The organism is Brevundimonas sp. MEB006b (assembly GCF_030209705.1).
GTDB lineage: Bacteria > Pseudomonadota > Alphaproteobacteria > Caulobacterales > Caulobacteraceae > Brevundimonas.
The window spans coordinates 321,241-343,131 of the sequence record NZ_JARVRL010000001.1; the positions used below are offsets into that span (position 1 = coordinate 321,241).

The 21,891-nt window shown below is 66.4% G+C and carries 21 protein-coding genes and 1 tRNA gene; 8 read left to right on the forward strand and 14 right to left on the reverse strand.

Annotation, left to right across the window (positions count from 1 at the left end; all coding sequences use genetic code 11):
- Positions 1-60 precede the first annotated feature (60 nt).
- Together QRN13_RS01570 and QRN13_RS01575 are read left to right on the forward strand one after the other, a co-directional pair.
- A complete protein-coding gene (locus QRN13_RS01570) occupies positions 61-2,142 on the forward strand; it encodes a S9 family peptidase (RefSeq protein WP_284876563.1) in 2,082 nt (693 codons plus the stop codon).
- Between the two features lie 69 nt (positions 2,143-2,211).
- Positions 2,212-4,323 (forward strand): S9 family peptidase, encoded by a 2,112-nt coding sequence (locus QRN13_RS01575; protein WP_284876564.1) that lies wholly within the window; start codon positions 2,212-2,214, stop codon positions 4,321-4,323.
- Between the two features lie 75 nt (positions 4,324-4,398).
- Here QRN13_RS01575 and QRN13_RS01580 read toward each other — a convergent pair whose 3' ends face one another.
- Positions 4,399-4,704: a hypothetical protein gene (locus QRN13_RS01580; protein ID WP_284876565.1), complete on the reverse strand. Its 306-nt coding sequence runs from the start codon at positions 4,702-4,704 to the stop codon at positions 4,399-4,401.
- 242 nt (positions 4,705-4,946) lie between these two features.
- On the opposite strand from QRN13_RS01580, the gene QRN13_RS01585 reads away from it, so the two are divergent.
- A complete protein-coding gene (locus QRN13_RS01585; RefSeq protein ID WP_284876566.1) occupies positions 4,947-6,917 on the forward strand; it encodes an AsmA family protein in 1,971 nt (656 codons plus the stop codon).
- 58 nt (positions 6,918-6,975) lie between these two features.
- Positions 6,976-7,827, forward strand: coding sequence for an alpha/beta hydrolase (locus QRN13_RS01590; RefSeq protein ID WP_284876567.1), 852 nt, complete (start codon positions 6,976-6,978; stop codon positions 7,825-7,827).
- 12 nt (positions 7,828-7,839) lie between these two features.
- Here the strand turns inward: QRN13_RS01590 and QRN13_RS01595 are convergent.
- The 6 genes from QRN13_RS01595 to QRN13_RS01620 all read right to left on the reverse strand — a co-directional run bounded on the left by QRN13_RS01595 (position 7,840) and on the right by QRN13_RS01620 (position 11,767).
- Positions 7,840-7,924, reverse strand: a tRNA-Leu gene (locus QRN13_RS01595).
- 52 nt (positions 7,925-7,976) lie between these two features.
- Positions 7,977-8,732: a hypothetical protein gene (locus tag QRN13_RS01600; protein WP_284876568.1), complete on the reverse strand. Its 756-nt coding sequence runs from the start codon at positions 8,730-8,732 to the stop codon at positions 7,977-7,979.
- Complete coding sequence (locus QRN13_RS01605; protein WP_284876569.1) at positions 8,729-9,265, reverse strand: CcdC protein domain-containing protein; 537 nt, start codon at positions 9,263-9,265, stop codon at positions 8,729-8,731. The genes QRN13_RS01600 and QRN13_RS01605 overlap by 4 nt, the downstream gene beginning before the upstream one ends.
- A gap of 63 nt (positions 9,266-9,328) precedes the next feature.
- Positions 9,329-10,348 (reverse strand): fumarylacetoacetate hydrolase family protein, encoded by a 1,020-nt coding sequence (locus QRN13_RS01610; protein ID WP_284876570.1) that lies wholly within the window; start codon positions 10,346-10,348, stop codon positions 9,329-9,331.
- A 43-nt stretch (positions 10,349-10,391) separates the two neighbouring features.
- Positions 10,392-10,658: a hypothetical protein gene (locus QRN13_RS01615; protein WP_017506239.1), complete on the reverse strand. Its 267-nt coding sequence runs from the start codon at positions 10,656-10,658 to the stop codon at positions 10,392-10,394.
- Between the two features lie 56 nt (positions 10,659-10,714).
- Positions 10,715-11,767 (reverse strand): isoaspartyl peptidase/L-asparaginase family protein, encoded by a 1,053-nt coding sequence (locus tag QRN13_RS01620; RefSeq protein ID WP_284876571.1) that lies wholly within the window; start codon positions 11,765-11,767, stop codon positions 10,715-10,717.
- Between the two features lie 274 nt (positions 11,768-12,041).
- Between QRN13_RS01620 and QRN13_RS01625 the strand changes: the two genes are divergently transcribed.
- Positions 12,042-12,377, forward strand: coding sequence for a hypothetical protein (locus QRN13_RS01625; protein ID WP_284876572.1), 336 nt, complete (start codon positions 12,042-12,044; stop codon positions 12,375-12,377).
- Positions 12,378-12,439: 62 nt separating this feature from the next.
- On the opposite strand, the gene QRN13_RS01630 is transcribed toward QRN13_RS01625, so the two are convergent.
- From QRN13_RS01630 to QRN13_RS01650, 5 genes are all read right to left on the reverse strand, one after another.
- Positions 12,440-12,625, reverse strand: a complete 186-nt coding sequence (locus QRN13_RS01630) for a hypothetical protein (protein WP_284876573.1) — start codon at positions 12,623-12,625, stop codon at positions 12,440-12,442.
- On the reverse strand, positions 12,626-13,726 hold the full coding sequence (gene hppD, locus QRN13_RS01635) for a 4-hydroxyphenylpyruvate dioxygenase (protein WP_284876574.1): 1,101 nt from the start codon (positions 13,724-13,726) through the stop codon (positions 12,626-12,628). It abuts the gene before it with no gap.
- A 143-nt stretch (positions 13,727-13,869) separates the two neighbouring features.
- On the reverse strand, positions 13,870-14,985 hold the full coding sequence (locus QRN13_RS01640; protein WP_284876575.1) for a DUF5694 domain-containing protein: 1,116 nt from the start codon (positions 14,983-14,985) through the stop codon (positions 13,870-13,872).
- A 115-nt stretch (positions 14,986-15,100) separates the two neighbouring features.
- Positions 15,101-16,693, reverse strand: a complete 1,593-nt coding sequence (locus QRN13_RS01645; protein WP_284876576.1) for a hypothetical protein — start codon at positions 16,691-16,693, stop codon at positions 15,101-15,103.
- Between the two features lie 82 nt (positions 16,694-16,775).
- Positions 16,776-17,420, reverse strand: coding sequence for an exopolysaccharide biosynthesis protein (locus QRN13_RS01650; RefSeq protein ID WP_284876577.1), 645 nt, complete (start codon positions 17,418-17,420; stop codon positions 16,776-16,778).
- 87 nt (positions 17,421-17,507) lie between these two features.
- Between QRN13_RS01650 and QRN13_RS01655 the strand changes: the two genes are divergently transcribed.
- Genes QRN13_RS01655 through QRN13_RS01665 form a run of 3 tightly spaced genes read left to right on the forward strand, consistent with a single transcriptional unit; the run spans position 17,508 to position 19,236 of the window.
- Positions 17,508-18,083: a YqaA family protein gene (locus tag QRN13_RS01655; RefSeq protein WP_284876578.1), complete on the forward strand. Its 576-nt coding sequence runs from the start codon at positions 17,508-17,510 to the stop codon at positions 18,081-18,083.
- A 39-nt stretch (positions 18,084-18,122) separates the two neighbouring features.
- A complete protein-coding gene (locus tag QRN13_RS01660; protein ID WP_039246047.1) occupies positions 18,123-18,668 on the forward strand; it encodes a disulfide bond formation protein B in 546 nt (181 codons plus the stop codon).
- A 4-nt stretch (positions 18,669-18,672) separates the two neighbouring features.
- Complete coding sequence (locus QRN13_RS01665; protein ID WP_284876579.1) at positions 18,673-19,236, forward strand: demethoxyubiquinone hydroxylase family protein; 564 nt, start codon at positions 18,673-18,675, stop codon at positions 19,234-19,236.
- 160 nt (positions 19,237-19,396) lie between these two features.
- On the opposite strand, the gene QRN13_RS01670 is transcribed toward QRN13_RS01665, so the two are convergent.
- Together QRN13_RS01670 and QRN13_RS01675 are read right to left on the reverse strand one after the other, a co-directional pair.
- Entirely contained in the window at positions 19,397-20,599 is a 1,203-nt protein-coding gene (locus tag QRN13_RS01670) for an acetyl-CoA C-acyltransferase (RefSeq protein WP_284876580.1), read from the reverse strand.
- Positions 20,600-20,707: 108 nt separating this feature from the next.
- Positions 20,708-21,616, reverse strand: coding sequence for an SDR family NAD(P)-dependent oxidoreductase (locus QRN13_RS01675; RefSeq protein WP_284876581.1), 909 nt, complete (start codon positions 21,614-21,616; stop codon positions 20,708-20,710).
- Between the last annotated feature and the right edge of the window lie 275 nt (positions 21,617-21,891).

Here is a 21,891-nt window from a genome sequence, read left to right on the forward strand (position 1 = left end):
GCGCTTGGCGATCCGTCAGGCGGTCCCTATCACTGTCGAAAACCTGTGGGGAATGAAGACATGACGCGTACACGCTGGATGGCGGCGGTCGCCTTTGGAAGCCTGATCCTGGCTGCTACGCCCAGCCTGGCGCAGCAGGCCTCGTCCGCGCCGGCCGCCGCCGCCGGCGCCCCAGCGCCCGCATCGCGCGGCCTGTCGCTGAAAGATCTGGCGATGATGGAGCGAGTCAGCGAGCCGCGCGTCTCGCCGGACGGCCGCCAAATCCTCTACGCCGTGCGCACCACCGACTGGGACGGCAACAAGGGCGTCAACGGCCTGTGGCTGGTGGACGTGTCGGGCGGCGAGCCGCATAGGCTGGCGATTTCCGAAGGCGGCGCCTCGGGCGCGCGCTGGGCGCCGGACGGCGGGGCGATCTATTTCCTGTCGTCGCGGGGCGGATCGAACCAGGTCTGGCGCACGGATGCGGCCGGGATGGCGGCGGCCCAGGTGACGACCCTGCCTTTCGACGTGTCGGGGTTCCGCATCGCGCCGGACGGCAAGTCGCTGGTCCTGGCCGTCTCGGTCTTCGTCGATTGCGACACCCTGGCCTGCACCAAGACGCGGCTGGACGCCCGAGGTAAGTCGACGCTCCAGACCTATGACCGTCTGCCGCTGCGCGACTTCGATCACTGGGTCGATACGCGCCGCACCCATCTGTTCGTCCAGCCGCTGAACGGGTCGGGTTTGAGTGGCGGCGAACCGCGCGATCTGATGGCGGGCCTGGACGCCGATGTCTCGGCCGGCGATTCCAGCTTCGACATTTCGCCGGACGGCCGGACCCTGGTCTACGGCACGCAGACGCAAGGCGGGGGCGAAGCCTTCACCAGCAACAGCGACGTCTTCCGCGTGGCGCTCGACGGCGGCGCGCCGGTCAATCTGACCGAGGCGAACAAGGGATCGGACGGCAATCCGGTCTTCTCTCCGAACGGTCGCCAACTAGCCTGGCTGTCGGCGCCGCGCGAGAACGTCGGCGGGGATCAGGCGGCGGTCTGGGTGGCTGACGCCGACGGCACCGGCGCGAGGAAGCTGACCGACTGGGATCGCGGCGCGGGCGGCCTGCAATGGCGCACCGACGGCCGGTCGCTGCTGGTCTCGGCGGCGGACGAGGGCCAGAACCGGCTGTTCTCGGTCGACGCCCGCACCGGCCGGATCACGCCCCTGACCGGAAACGGCACGGTCGGCGCCTATGAGGAGAGGGCCGGTGTTCTGGCCTATGCCCACGAAAGCTTCGTCGCCCCGACGCAGATCTTCATTCAGACGCGCGGCGAACCCCGCCAGATCAGCCGCCAGAACGCCGAGGTGCTGGCGCAGCTGGACCTGCCGAAAGGCGAGGCCTTCACCTTCGCCGGTTGGAATAACGAGCCGGTGCAGGGTTGGGTGTTCAAACCGGCGGGCGCGGTCGAAGGTCGGCGCTATCCGGCGGTCTATCTGATCCACGGCGGGCCGAAATCGCCCTGGACCGAAAACTGGTCCTACCGCTGGAATCCGCAGGTTTATACGGCCGCGGGCTATGCGGTGGTGATGATCAACTTCCACGGCTCGCCCGGTTACGGCCAGGCCTTCACCGACGCGATCAACGATCACTGGGGCGACCGGCCGCTGGAGGATCTGGAGAAGGGCTGGGCGGCGTTGTCGAGCAATCCGTGGATCGACGGCGACCGGGCCTGCGCGCTGGGCGCCTCCTACGGCGGCTATATGGTCAATATGATCGCCGGAAAGTGGAACGGGCCGTGGCGCTGCCTGGTGAACCACGCCGGGGTGTTCGACGTGCCGCAGCTGATGAACGCCATGGATATCGGCAACTTCATCTGGGAGTTCGGAGGACCAAGCTGGGAGCGCAAGGCCGTCTATGACGCCTTCAATCCTGAGACTTACGCTGGCGATTGGAAGACGCCGATGCTGGTGCTGCATGGCTCCAAGGACTTCCGCGTGCCGATGGAGCAGGGGCTGGCGACCTTCTCGGCGCTTCAGCGTCAGGGCGTGCCCAGCCGGTTCGTCCATGTGCCGGACGAGAACCACTGGGTGCTGAAACCTCGCACCTGGGTCGACTGGCAGCAGGAAATCCTGGATTGGGTGGGCCGCTATACGGCGCCGGCGGGCTGAGCGACCCATTGACGCGCCTTGGCAGGGTGCTACGCCTCGCGGCCAGAAAGCTTCGCGAGGAAGATCTTGATGCGTCACCGTTCCCTTCTGTCCGCTGCCTGCGCGGCTGTTGCGCTGATGAGCGCCGCGCCTGCCCTTGCCCAGGTGCCGCCCGCGCCGGTTCCGGCCGCGCCCGCGACGCCTGACGCCTTCACCTATCAGGACATGATCTCGGCCAATCGGCTGGGCGATCCGCAGGTGTCGCCGGACGGCCGCTATGTCGTGTATTCGGTCACGACCACCGATGTTCAGGCCAACAGCCGCGCCGGCAGCCTGTGGATCCTGGACCTGAACGCACCGGACACGGCGCCGCGCCGCCTGGCCATCTCGGATCAGGGCGCCAACACCGCGCGCTGGGGCGGGGACGGCAATCTGTACTTCCTGTCGGGCAAGTCGGGCGCGAGCCAGGTCTGGCGCGTGGCCTCGCCCACGTCGGCGCCGGTTCAGGTGACGAACCTGCCCACCGACGTGAACGCCTATCGGATCAGTCCGTCGGGCGACAAGGTGGCGGTGTCGCTGGCCGTCTATCCGAACGCGGCCGACCTGAACGCCTCGGTCCAACAGGGCAAGGCCATCGCCGAGCAGAAGACGACGGGCCAGGTCTATGACCGCATGTTCGTGCGTCACTGGGACACCTGGAACGACCACACCCAGAACCACCTGTTCGTCCAGTCGATCGGCCGCGACGGCAAGGCTACGGGCACGCCGACCTGGATCACCAAGGGCTTTGACGGCGACACGCCCTCCAAGCCCTTCGGCGACGAGAGCGAGTTCGTCTTTACGCCGGCGGGCGACGCCGTGGTCTTCTCGGCGCGTCTCGCCGGTCAGACCGAGCCGTGGAGCACCAACTTCGACCTGTGGAAGACCAACGGGCTGTCGGGCGACGGCACCTTCACCAACCTGACCGACGGCAACGACGCCTGGGACACCGGCCCGGTCTTCTCGCCGGACGGACGGACCCTGGCCTATCGCGCCATGGCGCGGCCGGGCTTCGAGGCTGATCGCTATCAGATCGTGCTGATGGACGTCGAAACGGGCCAGAAGCGCGAGATCGCCTCGAACTGGGATCGCTCGGCCGACACGCTGCAGTGGTCGCGCGATGGCCAGACGCTGTACACGATGGCGGGCGACGTCGGCTCGACCAAGCTGTTTTCGGTGGATACGCGCAACGGCGTGGTGACGCCGATCACGGGCGCGGGCCACGTCTCGGCCTTCCAACAGACGCCCTCGGGCTTCGTCTTCGCCCAGGACAGCCTGCGCGAGCCGGGCGACCTGTATTTCAAGACCTATCTGGGTCGCGAAATGCCGCGTCGTCTGACGCAGTCCAACCCCGGCTTCTCCGCCAAGCAGTTCGGGGAGTATGAGCAATTCAGCTTCGCCGGCTGGAACAACGAGACGGTCCACGGCTATGTCATCAAGCCGGCCGGCTATGTCGAGGGCCGCAAATATCCGGTCGCCTTCCTGATCCACGGCGGGCCACAAGGTTCGTTCGGGGACGGCTGGTCCTATCGCTGGAACCCCGAGACCTATGCGGGGGCGGGCTATGCGGTGGTGATGATCGATTTCCACGGCTCGACCGGCTACGGCCAGGCCTTCACCGACGCGATCAGCCAGCACTGGGGCGACCGCCCGCTGGAAGACCTGCAGAAGGGCTGGGCGGCGGCTCAGGCGAAATACAGCTTCCTGGACGGCGACAACGCCTGTGCGCTGGGCGCCTCCTACGGCGGCTATATGATCAACTGGATCGCCGGCAACTGGTCGAACGAATTCAAGTGCCTGGTCAATCACGACGGCGTCTTCGACACCTTCGGCATGGGCTATTCGACCGAAGAGTTGTGGTTCACCGAATGGGAATACGGCGGCACGCCGTGGGACAAGCCGGAGGGCTATCAGAAGTTCAACCCGGCCAACCACGTCGATAACTGGAAAACGCCGATGCTGGTGGTTCAGGGCGACCGCGACTTCCGCATCCCGACCGCGCAAGGGTTGTCGACCTTCACCGCCCTGCAACGGCGCGGCATCGACAGCCGCCTGATCGTCTTCCCCAACGAAAACCACTGGGTGCTGAAGCCGGCCAACAGCCTGCAATGGCACAATGAGGTGTTCGGCTGGCTGAACAAATATCTGACGCCGACGCAGTAAGAGGCGTCCGTCCAGACGACAAAAAGGGGCGCGGTCCGACGACCGCGCCCCTTCTTCATGCGCGTTTGGTCGGGATCAGAGCGCGGCGCGCTGCATCGGCGCGCCGGCCAGGCGGTCATATTGATGCGCGGTCATGCAGCGCGGTGCGGCCCAGCGCTGGCCCGACTGATAGGCGGAGACGGCCTGTTGAGCCGTGACGAAGGTGGGCGTTGCGCCGTGGTCGCGCTGATAGGCTGTGCGTGAGGCCACGTCGGTTCCGCAAACCTTGACGGTTTGCAGCACGGCCGCGCGCTCGGCGGGGCGCGGACTTTGCGCCAGCGCCGGCGTCGTTGCGGCCGCCAGGGCCGCAGCGATCAGGGCGGGGGTCAGGAAACGGGTCATCAGCAGTCCTCCACGGCCTGAATTTAGATCAGGACTCTGACGAATTATGCGCCGATCTTGAAGTTTGTAAAGGTTATGCGACAGTTTCGCGTCAGATCGACGACAAGCTGACCCTGCGGCGCCAAACCGGGGCTGGTGCGTTTTCTTTGGCTGACGGAGACGAGCGATTGTCGAACCCACGGAATTGGCGCACTTTTCGGGCCGACCTGAACCAGCGGGCGTGGGCTCCGGCCGGGGCGCGTTTGCGCACCTGGCGCGACTGGGTGCGCGACAACGATCCCGTCTATGCGGCGGCTCGACGACCGGGGGCGGCGGAAAAATGGACGGCGGGCGTGGTGCTGGTCGTCGTGGCGGCCGTGGTTCTTTTCCTGGCCCTGTTCGACTGGAACATGCTGCGCGGGCCCATCGGCCGCTGGGCCTCGGTCAAATACGAACGCGAAATCGCCCTGACCGGCGATCTGGACGTCAATCTGTTCAGCTGGACGCCGTCCGCCGTGGTGCGGGGGCTTAAGATCGGCGGTCCCGACTGGGCGCGCGATCGCGACACGGCCGACGTCGATGAGGTCCAGGCCTCGGTGCGCCTTCGAAAGCTGCTGGCCGGTCAGGTTGAGATGCCCCTCCTGAGCTTCACTCGGCCCCGGGTCGTGCTGATCTCCACCAAGGACGGCCGCAAGAGCTGGCAGTTGAATCCCAACAAACCTGACGACGGCGAAGGGCTGAATCTGCCGGTTATCCAGCAACTGGTCATCAAGGACGGGCGGCTGACCTTCGAGGAACAGAGGCGCGGACTGACGCTGGAGGCGGCGGTCAATGCGCGCGAGGCGTCCAGCGGCCAGGCCGGTTTCGTGCTGGACGGGCGCGGCGATGTGCGCGGCGCACCCATGACCGTCAGGATCGAGGGCGGCCCCTTCATCAACATCCGGCGCGACCGTCCCTATCGGTTCGAGGCCGATGTGACCGGGGCGGACTCGTCCCTTGTCGCCAAGGGGGCGATCACCCGACCGTTCGATCTGGGGCGGTTCGACGCGACCATGACGATCCAGGGTCGCAATATGTCGGACCTCTATCTGCTGACCGGCGTCGCCCTGCCCAATACGCCGCCCTACCGGCTGTCGGGCGCGCTGAATCGCGATCGGCGGATCTGGACCTTCAAGGATTTTGACGGACGTGTCGGCGCGTCCGATCTGTCGGGCGAGGTCAAGGTCCAGTCGGGCCAGCGTCTGCGCGTCGACGCCGACCTGACCTCGCGTCGTCTGGACATCGACGACCTGGCCGCCGTTTTGGGCGCGCGGACTCGAACCAATGCGGCGGGCACCGACACCGAGGCGCCGGTCTTGGTCGGCGGCAAGCTGCTGCCGGACGCCAAGCTGCAGACCGAGCGGCTGCAGACCATGGACGGTAGCCTGTCCTATCGGGCCGGATCGGTGAAGGCGAACGCCTTCGACGTGCGTCAGGTGAACCTGGGCGCCGACCTGAAGGACGGCATCCTGAAGCTGGATCCGATCAGCTTCGACTTCAATCGCGGCGCACTGAACGGCACGGCACGGATCGATGCGACCAAGGACACCCCCTACAGCACGGTCGATCTGCGTTTGGCCGGCTATCCGCTGGAATCCATCATCCCGGCCCGCAACGGCTCGGCGCCCGTCACCGGCAGGGCGCTGGGGCGGGCGAAGCTGGAGGGACCGGGGGCCTCGATCCATGATTTCGCCGCCGCGTCGAAAGGATCCCTCAGCCTGGTGGTGCCGAACGGCAAGATGCGGGCGGCCTTCGCCGAACTGCTGGGCATCAACGCCAGCGCCGGGTTGCTGAAGCTGCTGAGCGGAGATCAGTCCGAAAGCCAGATCCGCTGCGCCGTCGCCGATTTCAACGTCAGCGGAGGCACGGCGACCGCCCGCACCTTCGTCATCGACACCGATGTGGTGCTGGCCCAGGGCAAGGGCAGCATCAACCTGGGCGCCGAGACGATGAACCTGCGGATCGAGGGCGAATCCAAGAAGCCGCGGCTGTTGCGCCTTTGGGCGCCGATCACCGTGTCCGGCCCCCTGACCGCGCCCAAGGTCGGGGTCGATGTCGGTTCGGTCGTGTCTCAGGGCGGTCTGGCGGGCCTGCTGGGCGCGGTCGTGGCGCCGGTGACGGCCCTGTTCGCCTTCGTCGATCCGGGCCTGGCCGAGGACGCCGATTGTGGCCGGCTGATCGCCAACGCCCGCTGATCGTTGATGACGACCGATCCGGCGATCCGAGCGTATTGTGGGTGATGGAGCCTTCTACATGACACGCCGTGGACTGTTCGTGCCTGCCCTTGGGCTTCTCGCCGCCGCCTGCTCGCCGCTGAGCCTGCTGAATACCCTGGGACCGAGGGACGGCGGCGTGCGACGCGTCGCGCGCGACATTCCCTATGGCGACGATCCGCGCCAGCAGATGGATCTCTATGCGCCGACCGCGCCTGGCCACTATCCGACGCTGGTCTTCTTCTATGGCGGCGGCTGGGATTCGGGCTCGCGCAGCCAGTATGGCTGGGCGGCGCAAGCCTTGGCGGCGCGCGGATTTGTGGTCGCCCTGCCGGACTACCGCGTCGTGCCCCAGGTCGTCTTCCCGGCCTTCATAGAGGACGCGGCCGCCGCCACGGCCAAGGCGGCAGAGGTGGTCGGTCCGTACGGCGGCGATCCGGCGCGGCTTGGCGTGCTGGGCCATTCGGCGGGCGCGCATCTGGCGATGATGATCGCCCTGGACCGGCGCTACATGGCCGCCGTCGGCCGTCCCGATCTGATCAGGGCGGCGGCAGGTCTCGCGGGCCCTTATGACTTCTTGCCGTTCGATGTGGCGGCGTCGCAGAACGCCTTTGGTCGTGCGCCGGACCCGACCCTGACCCAGCCCGTCACCTTCGTCCGCGCCGACGCCCCGCCGATCTGGCTGGGCCACGGCACGGCCGACACAGTGGTCCACGACGAGGATACGGTCATTCTAGATGAGCGGATGCGCGCGGCTGGCGGTCGGTCGCAAGCCAAGCTCTATCCGGGCCTGGACCACGCCGACCTGATCGCGACCTTCTCGCCCCTGTTCCGCAAGAAGGCGACGGTGCTGGCCGATGTGACGGACTTCTTCCACCGTCAGCTGGGCTGAACCGACGAAGAATGGTGCGGGCGGCCGGGGTCGAACCGGCACTCCTTTCGGAACTGGATTTTGAGTCCAGCGCGTCTACCAATTCCACCACGCCCGCAGCGGAAGGACCGCCTCATGCCACAGAGGGGCGAGGCGGGTCTAGTGGTCCTTCAATGTTCAGTCATGGAGAAGGTCATTCTCATCGTAAAGACGCCTCCCTCTTGAACCGGCGCCCCGTCGATCCGTTCGACACGGCCGCTCGGCACCATTCGCAACGCATGGCGCCCAAAGCCCGAGCGTGGAGGGTTTTCATCCAATAGAGTGCAATCTTTCGGTCGGCCGCGTCGATCAACGGAACACTGTATCAACGCTTCGGCGTAATTCGCCGATGGCAAGTTCGGCGGCGGCGTTATCCGTGGGGGAATGGCCCAAACGACATCCAAGGGGCGAGGATCGTAGATTGCGTCGGCAGCGTTCTCCAACGCCACGCCGCACGCCGTCATCACCGCATCAAGGGCCGTGTGGTCGCGCGGAAGGGTAAGTTCGTAGCGTTGGGCTCGGCGATCAGCTTCTGCAGGAACGCGTATCGAGAAGCTTTCTGACGAACGAAGGTGGCGCGCGTAGATCGACGGCGCTGGAGCGAGGACGACAGAACCGTTGCTGTTGGGAGCGACTGACCACGTTGAGGATACCAGAGCCGGCGCGCGAAGGCTGACATCAAGTTTACGAGTCGCTGCGGATCCGGTCATCGTGGGCAATCCTCCCAATGCGAACACGAACCGTCCATTCCGACAGGCCGCCGAGAGCGTCACCCCGACATCGTATTGAATAGAGGCCGCTTCCAGCCCGTCATTTTTCGTAGCAGTCCAGGTCAGATCAGGCGCGACGGCCTCTTGGGCGAGCGCCAGCAGCAGGGCGGTGATCACGCCACGACCTCCACATGCCCGTCCGTGCCGCCGGATTGGATGCGGCGGGCGCGGATGTACATTTCGACGCGCTGCATGACGATCAGGCCCATGGCGAAGACCAGGAAGGCGTCGGTGACGGCCAGGGCGTTCAGATGCCAGGCGGCGGCATGGCTTTCGATCAGGTCGCGCAGCAGAGACCGGCCGGCGAACAGCACGACCAGCAGAATCAGACCCAGCGGCGAGGCCTGGGCCATCAGGGAACCGTCCGGCTCCTTTTCGATGGTGACGGTCTTGCCGCGATACCAGCCGGCGACGCCGCCCAAGATCCCGCCGATGGCCAGAACCGTCCAAGCGTCGGGACCGAACGGTGCATGGGCCATGTTCGGGTTCTGGGCTGTGCCCCACAGGCCCAAGCCGATCAGCGGCAGGACGATGGCCGGCATGACCCACAGCAGTTGCGGCTTCAGCACCCGCTTCCGACGGTTCTTCAGCAGCACCACCACCAGCATGATCGGGATCATGAGCAGCGGGATCAGTTTTTCAGGCGGCACGTCGTCTCTCCCCAAAGACAGGATGCGGCCTCCCCCGAGGCCGCTGTCAGCACCCTAGCGGCGTCAATCCGCGCTGGATAGCGGCGCGACCGTCTGTTCGATGGCGCCGAAGATCGAATGATGACGGTCGTCCAGCATCTCGATGCGCACCGTGTCGCCGTGTTTCAGGAAGGGCGTCTCGGCCGCGCCGCGCAGGATCGTCTCGACCGTGCGGACCTCGGCGATGCAGGAGTAGCCCAGGCCGCCTTCCGAGACCGGCTTGCCGGGGCCGCCGTCGGCGTCCTTGTTCGACACCGTGCCCGAACCGATGATGGTGCCGGCGCCCAGCGAGCGGGTCTTGGCCAGATGGGCGATCAGGGTTCCGAAGTCGAAGGTCATGTCGACGCCGGCGTCGGCCTTGCCGAAGTCCTGGCCATTCAGTTGCACCGACAGGGCGCCGTGCAGCTTGCCGTCCTTCCATCGGTCGCCCAGCGCCTCGGGCGTGACCAGAACGGGCGACAGGGCGCTGGCGGGCTTGGACTGGACGAAGCCGAACCCCTTGGCCAGTTCGGCCGGGATCAGGTTGCGCAGGCTCACGTCGTTGACCAGGCCGACCAGGCGAATGGCGTCGAGCGCCTGTTCGCGCGTCGCGCCCTGAGGCACGTCGCCGACGACGACCACGATCTCGGCCTCCAGGTCGCAGCCCCAGGCCTCGTCGGCCAGCGGGATCGGATCGCGCGGCGACAGGAAGCCGTCGGAGCCGCCCTGATACATCAGCGGGTCGGTCCAGAAGCTCTCGGGCATTTCGGCGCCGCGCGCCTTACGAACCAGTTCGACGTGGTTCACATAGGCCGAGCCGTCCGCCCACTGATAGGCGCGGGGCAGGGGCGAGGCGGCGTCGCGTTCGTGGAAGCGGCCGCGCGGCACGGCCTCATGCTCCAGGCTTTCGGCCAAGGCCTCGAGGCGGGGGCCGCAGCGGTCCCAGTCATCCAGCGCCGCCTGCAGCGTCGGGGCGATCAGGAAGGCGTCGGTGAACCAGTTTAGGTCCTGAGAGACGACAACGAGGCGGCCGTCGCGGCCGTGCTTGAGCGAGGCGAGTTTCATGACCAAGGCCTAGACCGGATTTGCGATGTTGGGAACGGCGGAATCAGTCGGCGGCCGTCAGCAGGGCGCGGGCCTCGGCGCCGGTGCGGGCGGCGCGGTCGCGGACCTCGACCTCGACGATGACGCCGCCCTCAGGCTCGACGGCCCACAGGTAGCGACGCTCGACCTCGACCGTGCGGCCGGACGGTGCGAAGCCTTCGTAACTGTCGCCCCAAGGGGTGATCTTCCTGACCTCGACGAAGGGCATGGCGCAGGCGGCGTCCAACTCCTCGTTGGCCATCACGGTCAGTTCGTCATCGGATGCAGGCATGGGTCTCGGTCTTAGAAAAAAAGAGGCTAATTCGTCTAATTGGTCTGAGCGGGCGCTCAGGGTTCGTCGGCGTAGATGGCGACGCGGGCGGGGTCGGTCGAGGAGGCCGCGCCGCGATACATGCCCGAGGTGGACATGGCGAAGGCAGGGCGGCCATCCAGGCCCATGACGATGACGCCGCCCTTGCCGCCCAGCCTTTCGGCGTCAGCGATCTCCGCCTGACCGGCGGCCTGCGTCGCCGCCCCTCCTGCAATCCGCGCGCAGATGTCGCGGGCGACGGTGGCGCGGATGAAATATTCGCCGTCGCCGGTGGCGGACACCGCGCAGCCGTCGGTGTTTGAGGCGTAGGTTCCGGCGCCGATGATCGGCACGTCCCCGACCCGGCCCCAGCGTTTGGCGGTCATGCCGCCGGTCGAGGTGGCGGCGGCGAGACGACCCTGGCTGTCCAGCGCCACCGCGCCGACCGTGCCGAACTTTTTCTCATTCAGGGGCGGGGCGATTTGGGCCTGGGCGCCTGGTAGAGGCGCGCCGACGGGGCGTTCGGGGATAGGTTGTCCGGCCTCGGTCAGGGCCTTGACCAGCCCCTGCCAGCGCCGCTCGGTGAAGAAGAAGGCTGGATCGACCTGCTCCAGCCCGACCGAGGCGGCGAAGGCGTCGGCGCCGGGGCCGATCAGCATGACGTGGTGCGACCGCTCCATCACCGCGCGGGCGGCGGCGACGGGATGACGGGTGGTGGTCAGGCCGGCGACGGACCCGGCGGTCAGGTCCGATCCGTTCATGATGGCGGCGTCCAGCTCGTTACGGCCGGCCGCAGTGAATACCGCCCCGCGCCCGGCGTTGAACAGGGGATCGTCCTCCATGACCTGAACGGCGGCCTGGACCGCATCCAGCGCCGAGCCGCCGCTTTTCAGCACGGCCGAACCGGCGTCCAGCGCGCCTTGCAGCGCCGCGCGATAGGCCGCGTCCTGCTCCGGCGTCAGGCTGGACCGCTCGATCACGCCGGCCCCGCCGTGGATCGCCAGCGACCAGCGGGGGGCGGCGTCCTGGGCCTGGGCCGAGGAAAAACACAGTGCAAAGAGTGCAATCAGTCCAGAATAGGCGGCGCGCATAGTGAAATTCCTTCGGGGGTCAAAAACAGAGTGCAATCTGTGCACTTTGCTCAGAGACGCCGGTCAGGAGCAGTCTAACCCAGCGCGCGAGCGTGTCAGGTCGATTGGTCGAAGAAAATCGCAAAGGTCGAAAGATCAGTGGGTTGGTTCTCGGCGATAGGATGGCTTGCCGATGAGGGACGGAGCCGCCCGTGAGCGCAAGGCTGCTTTCAGCCTAATAGGGTAGGCTAATCGACCCATTGTAGACATTGGTGGCGGCGGCGATAGTTTGCTGATGAAGCGCACGATCCTCGGCATCCTAACCTGCTCGGCGGCTCTTGCGGCATGTGTGCCCGCCAAGAACTCGATCGATATTGACACGTCGGGATCGCCAAACGTCTCTGGTGTGGGGGTCCTGTGCGATAAGGAAACACCTTTGATTGTGCGCGGAGATCACCTGATCGCTACGGTGCCGATCACTTGTGAAGGGGTCGGTGAAATTCGGCTGCGTTTAGGAGATGGTGCCAGCGCGACCTGCCAGGTCGGCTATGTTACCCCCGGAATAGGCCAAGAGTTCTACTTCGTGCTCCAACGTGGCCAGTGCATCCCTGTTAGCACCGAGGTGCGATAGTCCGCCTTCCACCCATAGCAGGCTGCCGTTCGGCCTGCTCCTCGCATGGTCCACCCGCCCCCTCACCCCCGGTGGTGCAGCCGCTTCCATATCTGATAGCCGACGATGGGGGCGAAGCCGCAGAGGAGGGCGGCGATCAGGACCATCCAGAAGCCGCCGCCCAGCCAGTATTCGCCGGCCAGGGCCCCGGCGCCGGCCGCCAGGACCGGGCCGAGCCAAGGCAGCCAGGTCGGCGGCCGCATCTTCATTCAGGCGTCGACCTTGATGACGCCGCGACGGATCTGGTCCAACTCGATGGAGTCGAACAGGGCCTGGAAGTTGCCGTTGCCGAAGCCTTCGTTGCCCTTGCGCTGGATGATCTCGAAGAAGATCGGGCCGAAGGTGTCCTGGGTGAAGATCTGCAGCAGCAGGCCTTCCTCGTCCGAACCGTCGATCAGGATGCGGTTCTTGCGCATCCGCTCCACGTCCTCGCCATGGTTGGGCAGGCGTTTGTCGATCAGTTCGAAATAGGTCTCGATGGTGTCCTGGAAGGCGACGCCGCGTTCCTTCATCGCCTCGACCGTCTCGAAGATGTTCTCGGTCGTCAGGGCGATGTGCTGGATGCCTTCGCCGTTGTAGCGACGGATGAACTCCTCGATCTGGGAGTTTTCGTCCTGGCTTTCGTTCAGCGGGATGCGGATGGCGCGGTCGGGCGCGATCATGGCCTGGGAGAACAGGCCCGTCGCCTTGCCCTTGATGTCGAAATACTTCTGCTCTTCGAAGTTGAAGATCGAGTTGTAGAAGCCCGACCATGTGCGCATCTGGCCGCGACGAACGTTGTGGGTCAGGTGGTCCAGGATCTCCAGGCCCATCGAGTTCTTGCGCTCGGCTTCTTCCCAGCCCTCGATCTCGTCCCAGGCGTCATAGAGCGAGCCGGCGTCGCCGTACTGGTCGATGACATAGAGCAGCGAGCCGCCGATGCCTTGCAGGATGTAGGGATAGTCGTCGCCCAGCGCGCCGCCGGCGGCGTCCGTTGCGGCGACGGCGCCGCGGGCCAGGGCGCCCTCATAGGCGGCCTTGGCGTCGGTGGTGCGGAAGGCCATGCCGTTGGCGGACGGGCCGTGATCCTTGGCGAAGTCGGCGGCCTGACCCTTGGGCGAGCGTTGCACCAGGAAGCTGATATCGCCCTGCTTCAGGCGCACCACGTCGGTCTTGGGGTTCACGTGCGTCTGGGTGAAGCCCATCAGCTCCAAGCGCGAAATCATCGCCTCGGGCTCAGGGCCGGTGAATTCGACGAACTCGAAACCGTCGACGCCGAGGGGGTTTTCTTGGTCGATCTGTTCCGCCGTAGCCTGGGTCATGTCGTTCATGGCGCGTCTCCCGCGTGATCTTGAGGGCGGTCTGGCCGCCGATTGGCGCGGAACCTAGTCACAGAAGACGACGGAGCCAAGACGAAGCCACGGGGTCGTGATGACGGACGACCCCGTAAGCCCCGTCTGTCGTCTTTATGCGATCAGCGCAGGACGGCTTCGGGATCGGCCAGCCGGACGTCGTGCATCTGGTCCAGATAGGCCTCATAGTAGCCCTTGTGCGAGGCGCCGACGATGGTCAGCATCCGAGTGCCCGGATAGAGGCCCAGGACATCGCGCATATTGGCGACCATTCGCAGATTGCGCGTCTCCCAATAGCCAAGGTAGCGCCGGCCGAAGGCCTGCGGCGACGGCTCGACCAGATTTGCGCCGAAATCGGACTGATAGGCCATGGCCGGGACGGTCGGTGCATTGTAGGCGCGATACATCTGGAGAAGGCCGTCCGGCTGATCCAGGGCGGCGCTCAGCCGTTCGTCTTGCGCCCAACGGGCCGTGCTGGCGGGATTGTCCCAGGCGGCCATGACGGCGTCCTGTGATGCCTTCTTTTCCACGGGGTCGGCGGGGTCGGGCGAATCGGCGGAGTGGTCGTCGACGCTCCACAGCCGTTCCAGTCCCAGGCGCGCGGCCAGGGGGGCGGAAATCAGGAAGGTCTCGTTGGCCTGTTCCTCGATCTGGTTCAGTACGCCGACCAAGGCGTCGTTCAGGCCGTCCCCGGCGATGCGGTCCTGGGCGGGCAGGCGAAGCCACTGGACCAAGGCCGATGCCCGCTCGCCAGCCGCCAGGAAGACCGCCGCCAGATGACGCCGCTGGGCCGCCGTGGGCTGATCGGGCCATTCTGCCAGCAGTCGCTCGGCCTCGGCGTTGGCGGCCGGTACGTCCAGGCCGGTCGCCAGGGCGGAGGGAGCGGGATCCCAGCAATAGGTTTCGACCGTCTCGGCATAGCGCGACGGATAGCGACGCAGACTGTCGCATTGCAGGCCGGACAGGTCCTCCGTCGCGATGGCGGTCGGCTTCCACGCCGCCAGCCGATCCAGCAGCGGCGACAGGCTTTCGACCTTGAAGCCGTCGCCCATGTTCGACAGGTGCGGCGTGCCCAAGACCAGAACCTCGTTCAGCGCGCCCGCGGGCGGTCCCTTCAGCTGATCGGGATGGAAAGGCTGGCGGTAGTCCTGCGCGGCTGCGGGCAGGGCAGCGACCAGCAGGGCGCCAAAGCCAACCGCAGCGGTCAGGGTATGGAAGATACGAAGAGGCAGGGCCATGACACTCAATGGAAAAAGGTCGGGAATGATCGACCGCCGGTCGATCATTGCACCTTTCACTGGATACCGGCTTGGCGCCCGTTAAACCTTGGACATCTAGGGCGGCGCTTGTCCGTCAGGTGCGTCGCGCCCTGAGATCCGGCATCGCATCCACAGCCCAGAGATCGGGGGCCCGAAGCGGGGCCCTGCAGACCGCCTCGACCGTCTTGCCGTCCGCCAGTGTGTAACGGATAGGCAGGTTTTCGGCGCAACGGGCCTGAACGGCCTGGAAGACGCCCTGACCGTTCGACATCGGGTCCAGATCTTCGATCGCGATGACGACGGGATCGCCGGACAGGGCGCCGCACCGGTCGCCGGAGTCCAGCTTGATCCGGCCGTTGTCGATGGAAAAGCCGCCCTCGCCGCCGCAGTTCTGATCCACCATGTGGAACAGAGCGGCCTGACGAAGGTCGCGCGGGCTGGGCCGATTGACCAAGGTGACGCCCAGCGCGGCAAGGCGGGTCTGAACGCCGGCCCAACGGTCCGGCCCCGGACCGTCCAGCAGGACGGCGACAGCGGTGTCGGGCGTCAGGCGGTTGCGGAAGTCCGCCACCCCATAGCCGTCTCCCGCGCGACCGGACTGGAGCATGGCCTTCCAGATGTCGAAGATGTCGGCGCGGCCGTCGGAGGCGCGGCGGCTCTCCAGGTCCGCAATCCACTGCACGACGACGCCGCAGTTGTAGATGGCGTTTCCGGTGCGCAGGCGCTCTTCGGCGTTAGGGCGGTCGCCAAGGGCGGCGCGACAACCATTCAGCCGTCGCGCTAGCGAGGTCTTCAACTGGGCCTCGTCGATCGCTCCTGTGGATAGGGCGGCGATCAATGCGCCGTATTCGGCCCCGCCCTCATGCAGCCAAGGCGCGCTGGCTCCGTCCTTGGTCGTCACGGCATGGCTGTTCCACAGATGCAGGGTCTCGTGCCAGACGAAGGTCGAGAGCTGTTCGGTCACATCGGGCGGGGGTGCGGACCAGTCCGAACCATGAAAGCGCAGGGAGATGACGCCATTGTCGGTCACATCGCCCCGAAATGTCGTCGGGCCGGGGCTCTCGGTAGTAACGATCAGGGTCGGCGCATAGGGCAGGTCGCGGCCGAGGCGAGCGCCATAGAATCCCTGGGCCGCCAGAAAGCCTTCGCTCATCGCGGTGCGCAGGGATGCGGGAACGGTTTCCCCAACGACGACCACGCCGCCGTCATCTTGCGTCACGGCCGACGTCGGCCCGACATAGACGTAGCTCTTGATCGCGTTGGATTGAGGCGTGACGGTTTCACCTGCGGCCGCCCTCACGGCCAGTTCGGCGTCCATGTCCTTCAGCGCCAGCGCGGGTCCGTAAAGGCTCTGGCCTGATCCGATCCGCACCAGGCCGATATAGACGCGGTCCACCTCAGCCGCGTCAGGCGTGATGAGAATGTCGAAGGCATCGAAAGGCTGGTCGGACTTCACGACGCCGTCCGAAAGGGACAGGCCGGGTGTCTTCACCGTCCACAGGGTTCGGACGATGTCCTGATCCAAAAACGCGACCTCAGTCGTCGGCTGGGCGAGCTTCCAGGTCACCAGAACCCCGCCCGGCGCGGCGCGCGCCTCGATCGTCGCGGCCTGTTGAGCCGAGGCGGGGGCGGCGGCTGCGAAAGCGAGGCCGAGTGCGGCGACGAGGCCGATCAGATTCGAGGTCAAGTCTTCGGGCTCCTACCACCAAGCGTGAGCATACTGACCAAAACAACTGAGGCGATTTGACGGCCGATATCTTACGGTTGCGTCAGCCCGGCAGCCAGCGGGTCGCCCATTCGGCGCCCATCAGAAGGCCGGTCCCGAGCGCGCCCAGGATGGTCAACCAGACAGTGGTGACGGCGCAGCCGGCGAGGACGAACAGGCCGTCGCGCTGGATCAGGCCGACCGACAGCAGGGCCAGGGCGATGGACGGGATGGTGTTGGTCAGCGGCATAACGATGGTGACGGTCGCCAGGATCATGAAGACGGCGGCAAGCTTTTCGCCCGGCCCGTCGGCGAAGCGGCGAAGGCGGGGGCGCGACAGCCGGTCGATCCAGCCCAGTTTGGTCTCGGCGAAATCGGCCATGGCCTTCAGCCAAGATCCTTTGCACCGCAGGTTCAGAAACCAGCGCGGCAGCCACGGCTCCTCGCGCCCGACCAGCATCTGGCCGGCCAGCAGGATGACGATCAGCCCGACCACCTGCGGCACGCCGTAAAGGCCCGGCACCAGACAAGGGATGGAGAGCAGCAGGATCAACAGGCCGTAGGCGCGCTCGTCCAACCGGTCGCGGATTTCGTGCAGGGTCAGGCCTACGTCGCCGCCGTCGTCGGCCAGCCGCCGTAGCAGCCGGGTGACGTTATGGCTGACATCGTCCTGCTGGACCGTGGACGGGGAAGAGGCGGGGGTCGTCATTCAGGCGCTCTAGCAGGTGGACGTGACGGCCGAGGATGACGCAACGCCGCAGGGGTGCTAACGCGCCGTGCCGCCTTAAGGATCGCCATGCTGCGCAAACTCTATGACCGCGTCTTCGACCTGGCGCGCAGCCGCCATGCGACCAAGGCCCTGGCGGTCGTCTCCTTCGCCGAGAGTTCGTTCTTTCCGATCCCGCCCGATGTGATGCTGGCGCCCATGATCCTGGCGCGGCCGCAGAAGGCTTATTTCTACGCCGCCGTCTGCACCGTTGCGTCGGTGCTGGGCGGGATTCTCGGCTATGCGATCGGCTATTTCCTGACCGATCTGGGCCTGGCGATCATGCGGGTGCTGGGCCATTCGGACGGGCTGGAGCAGTTCCGCGCCTGGTTCGATCAGTGGGGCCTGTGGGTCATTCTGATCAAGGGGCTGACGCCCATTCCCTACAAGCTGGTGACGATCGCCTCGGGCCTCGCGGCGTTCAGCTTTCCGGTTTTCATGGCCGCGTCGGTCGTGACGCGGGGCGGGCGCTTCTTCCTGGAGGCGTGGATCCTGAAACGCTGGGGGCCGGCCATACTGGCGCAGGTCGAAAAGCGGCTGGCGATGTGGAGCGTGATCGGCCTAGTCGCGCTGGTCGGGCTGATCGTCGTCCTGAAGCTTCTGTAAGTCGACGCGGCCGCAGGGGCGGAGTAAGACCGTTTCAAGATGATCGATGTCTATCGCCTTCTGACCCGTTGGTGGACCGCCTTCGCCCTGGCCGCGTCGCTGGCCATGCTGGGCGCGGCTCACGCGTTCGAACGGTTCGGCGGCCTTGCGCCCTGTAACCTGTGTCTGAAGCAGCGCGAGGTCTATTGGGGGGCGGTGGTCGTCGCGGTGCTAGCCACAGGCTGGACCCTTTTCAGCGGCGGACGCCGGGGCACGCCGCGCATCGCCGCCTTCCTGCTGGCGGCCGTGTTCGCGACAGGCGCCATCACAGCCATCTTCCACATGGGCGGCGAATACAAATGGTGGGCGCTGCCCGCAACCTGTTCGTCCGTCGGCGGCTCGGTCGATATGGACAGTCTAACGGCCTTGGCCATGGGCACGGGGCCAGTGACCAAGGTGATCGGCTGCGGCGATGTGGCCTGGAGCTGGCTGGGTCTGTCGATGGCAGGATGGAACGCGATCATCGCCTCGGCGCTTGCGGTGTTCAGCCTGTTGGCGGCGAAACGTCCCAAGGACGCCCGTGCGCCCCGGATCGAAAAGGCCTGATGCGATGAGCCATTCCATTCCTCTTCCTCGTCCTGGCCAAGGCGCAGACAAGGCGCGGATGGACGAAATCCTGCGCGTCGACCACGCCGGGGAATATGCGGCCGTCCTGATCTATCGCGCCCAGAAGGCGGTGTTCGAGGGGCGCAAGGGGCGTGACGGCATCGCCCGCGACCTGTCGGAGATGCAGGACCAGGAGGCGGTGCATCTGGCGCGCTTCGAACGGCTGCTGAACGAGCGGCAGGTGCGACCCACGGTCATGACGCCCCTGTGGCGCATCGCCGCCTCGGCCTTGGGCGCCGGCACGGCCCTGATGGGCGAAAAGGCCGCGCACGCCTGCACCGAGGCGGTCGAGAGCGTGATCGAGCAACACTATGCCGACCAGATCGCCGAGATCGGCGACCGCGATCCGGCTCTTGCCGCTGAGTTGAAGCAGTTCCGCGACGAGGAACTGGCCCACCACGACCACGCCATCGAACACGGCAGCCGCGAAGCGCCGGCCTACCGCCTGCTGTCCGGCGTGATCAAGGTCGGCTGCAAGGCGGCGATCAAGATCAGCGAGCGGGTGTGACGCGTCTCCTCCCCACCTGTGGGGAGGGGGACCGCGAAGTGGAGGAGGGGCTCCTGAAGTCCCACTGTCTCCTGTAGGCGTCGCAGAACCCCTCCGGCGCGGCGCTAAAGGAGCGCCGCGCCACCTCCCCATCGCTGCGCGACAGGGGAGGAGACGAAAGTCAGTAAATCTCGAACAGCCCGGCCGCGCCCATGCCGCCGCCGATGCACATGGTGACGACGCCGTATTTGGCGCCGCGACGCTTGCCTTCGATCAGGACGTGGCCGGTCATGCGGGCGCCGGACATGCCGTAGGGGTGGCCGATGGAGATGGCGCCGCCCGAGACGTTCAGCCGGTCGTCGGGAATGCCCAGCGTGTCCTGGCAGTACAGAACCTGGGCGGCAAAGGCCTCGTTCAGCTCCCAGATGCCGATGTCGTCCACCGTCAGGCCGTGGCGCTTCAGCAGTTTGGGCACGGCATAGACCGGGCCGATGCCCATTTCGTCCGGCTCGCAGCCGGCGACGGCCATGCCGCGATAGGCGCCGAGCGGTTGCAGATTGCGCTTCACCGCCTCACCGGCCTCCATGACGACGCAGGCCGAGGCGCCGTCCGACAGTTGCGAGGCGTTGCCGGCGGTGATGAACTCGCCTGTCTGGATCTCCTCACCGCCACCGAAGACGGGCTTCAGCGCCTTCAGCCCTTCCAGCGTCGTGTCGGGACGGTTGCCTTCGTCCTTGGAGAGAGTGATTTCTTTCGAAGACGTCTGGCCGGTCGCCTTGTCCATGACCAGCATGGTGGTGGTCATGGGCACGATCTCGGCGTCGAAGCGACCGGCGTCCTGGGCGGCGGCGGTGCGCTGCTGGGATTTCAACGCATACTCGTCCTGGCGGTCGCGGCTGACGCCGTAGCGGCGCGACACAACCTCGGCCGTCTCCAGCATCGACATATAGATGTGGGGCGACAGCTTCAGCAGCGCCTCATCCTTCATCCGGTACAGGTTCATGTGCTGGTTCTGGACCAGGGAGATGCTTTCGAGGCCGCCGCCGACCGCCATCTTCTGCTGGTCGAAGACGACCTGTTTCGCCGCCGTGGCGATGCCCATCAGGCCGGACGCGCACTGGCGATCCAGGCTCATGCCGGGAACGGAAGCGGGCAGGCCGGCGGCCAGGGCGATCTGGCGAGCGACGTTGGTGCCGGTCGAACCCTGCTGCAGGGCCGCGCCCATGACGACGTCCTCGATCTCGGCCGGATCGACGTCGGCGCGCTGGACCGCGTGCTTGACCGCATGGGCGCCGAGCTGCTGCGCCTGGGTGTCGTTAAAGGCGCCGCGATAGGCGCGCCCGATGGGGGTGCGGGCTGTGGAGACGATGACGGCTTCGCGCATGAATGCTCTCTTCGCTTGGCCTCCCGCGCTTTCGCGCTGCTTGAGGCCGGTTTCCTCTGAAGCGAAGTTAGGCGCCTCACGTCGCGTCAACGCAAGGCGCCTTGTTATTCAACCGCCGTGGGCTTTCTGGGCTTTCGTCAGTTCGATCATGCCCTGGGCGGCGCCCATGTCCGGCACGATCTCGCCGCTGCGGTCCGAGATGGCGTCGAAGCGGACGGCGACCTGTTCGGGGGCGTTGTCGCCGGTGACGAAGTCGCCTTGCGTCAGGGTGACATAGGCGCGTTCGAACCCGCCGGCGCCGGCGGCCAGGATGGCGCGGCTCGGCGCATCCTGGCTGACCAGGTAAAGCAGGCCCGGCGTGACCAGGGCCGGGGCCAGCGCCTCCAGCGGCAGGGCGGCGCCCAGATCCTCGGTCATGCGGGTGTGGGCGGTGGGCGCCAGGCAGTTGACGCGGATGTCGTTCTTGGCCCCCTCGATCGACAAGGTCTGCATCAGACCGACCAGGGCCATCTTGGCCGCGCCATAGTTCGACTGGCCGAAGTTGCCGTACAGGCCGGACGACGAGGTGGTCATCACGATCCGGCCGTAGTTCTGTCCCCGCATGATCTCCCACACCGCCTTGGTGCAGTTGACCGCCCCCATCAGGTGGACGTCGACGACGAAGCGGAAGTCCTCGATCTCCATCTTGGCGAAGGTCTTGTCGCGCAGGACGCCGGCGTTGTTCACTAGGATGTCGATCCGGCCCCACTTGGCCATGGCCTGATCGACCATGGCCTGGACTGCGGCATAGTCCGTCACCGAGGCCGCATTGGCGATGGCCTCGCCGCCGGCCGCCTCGATTTCGGCGACGACTGATTCCGCCGCCGTCGCCGACCCGCCCGAACCGTCGCGCGCGCCGCCCAGGTCGTTGACCACCACCCTGGCCCCGCGCGCCGCCAGAGCGAGCGCGTGTTCGCGCCCCAAGCCGCCCCCGGCGCCCGTCACGATCGCTACCTGTCCGTCAAACCGCATCGCCATATTCGTTTCCTTTCGCAGGCGCCCAATGTGTTGAAACGGCGCCACAGTCGACACAATCGTAGCTCAAGCGCGGAACCGTGCGCCAGCCACGCCGTTCGGTCGGGTGAATGCTGTGCTATTGCGCAGCTTCGCGCATTCACACAGTGAGGAAGCTATGAAGCTCAAACTTCTCGCCTCCGTTGCCGCCGCCGGACTGTTCGCAGCCGGCGCCGCATCGGCGGAACCCAATGGTTGGTACGGCGCCATCGACGCCGGCTACCACATGATCGACGATA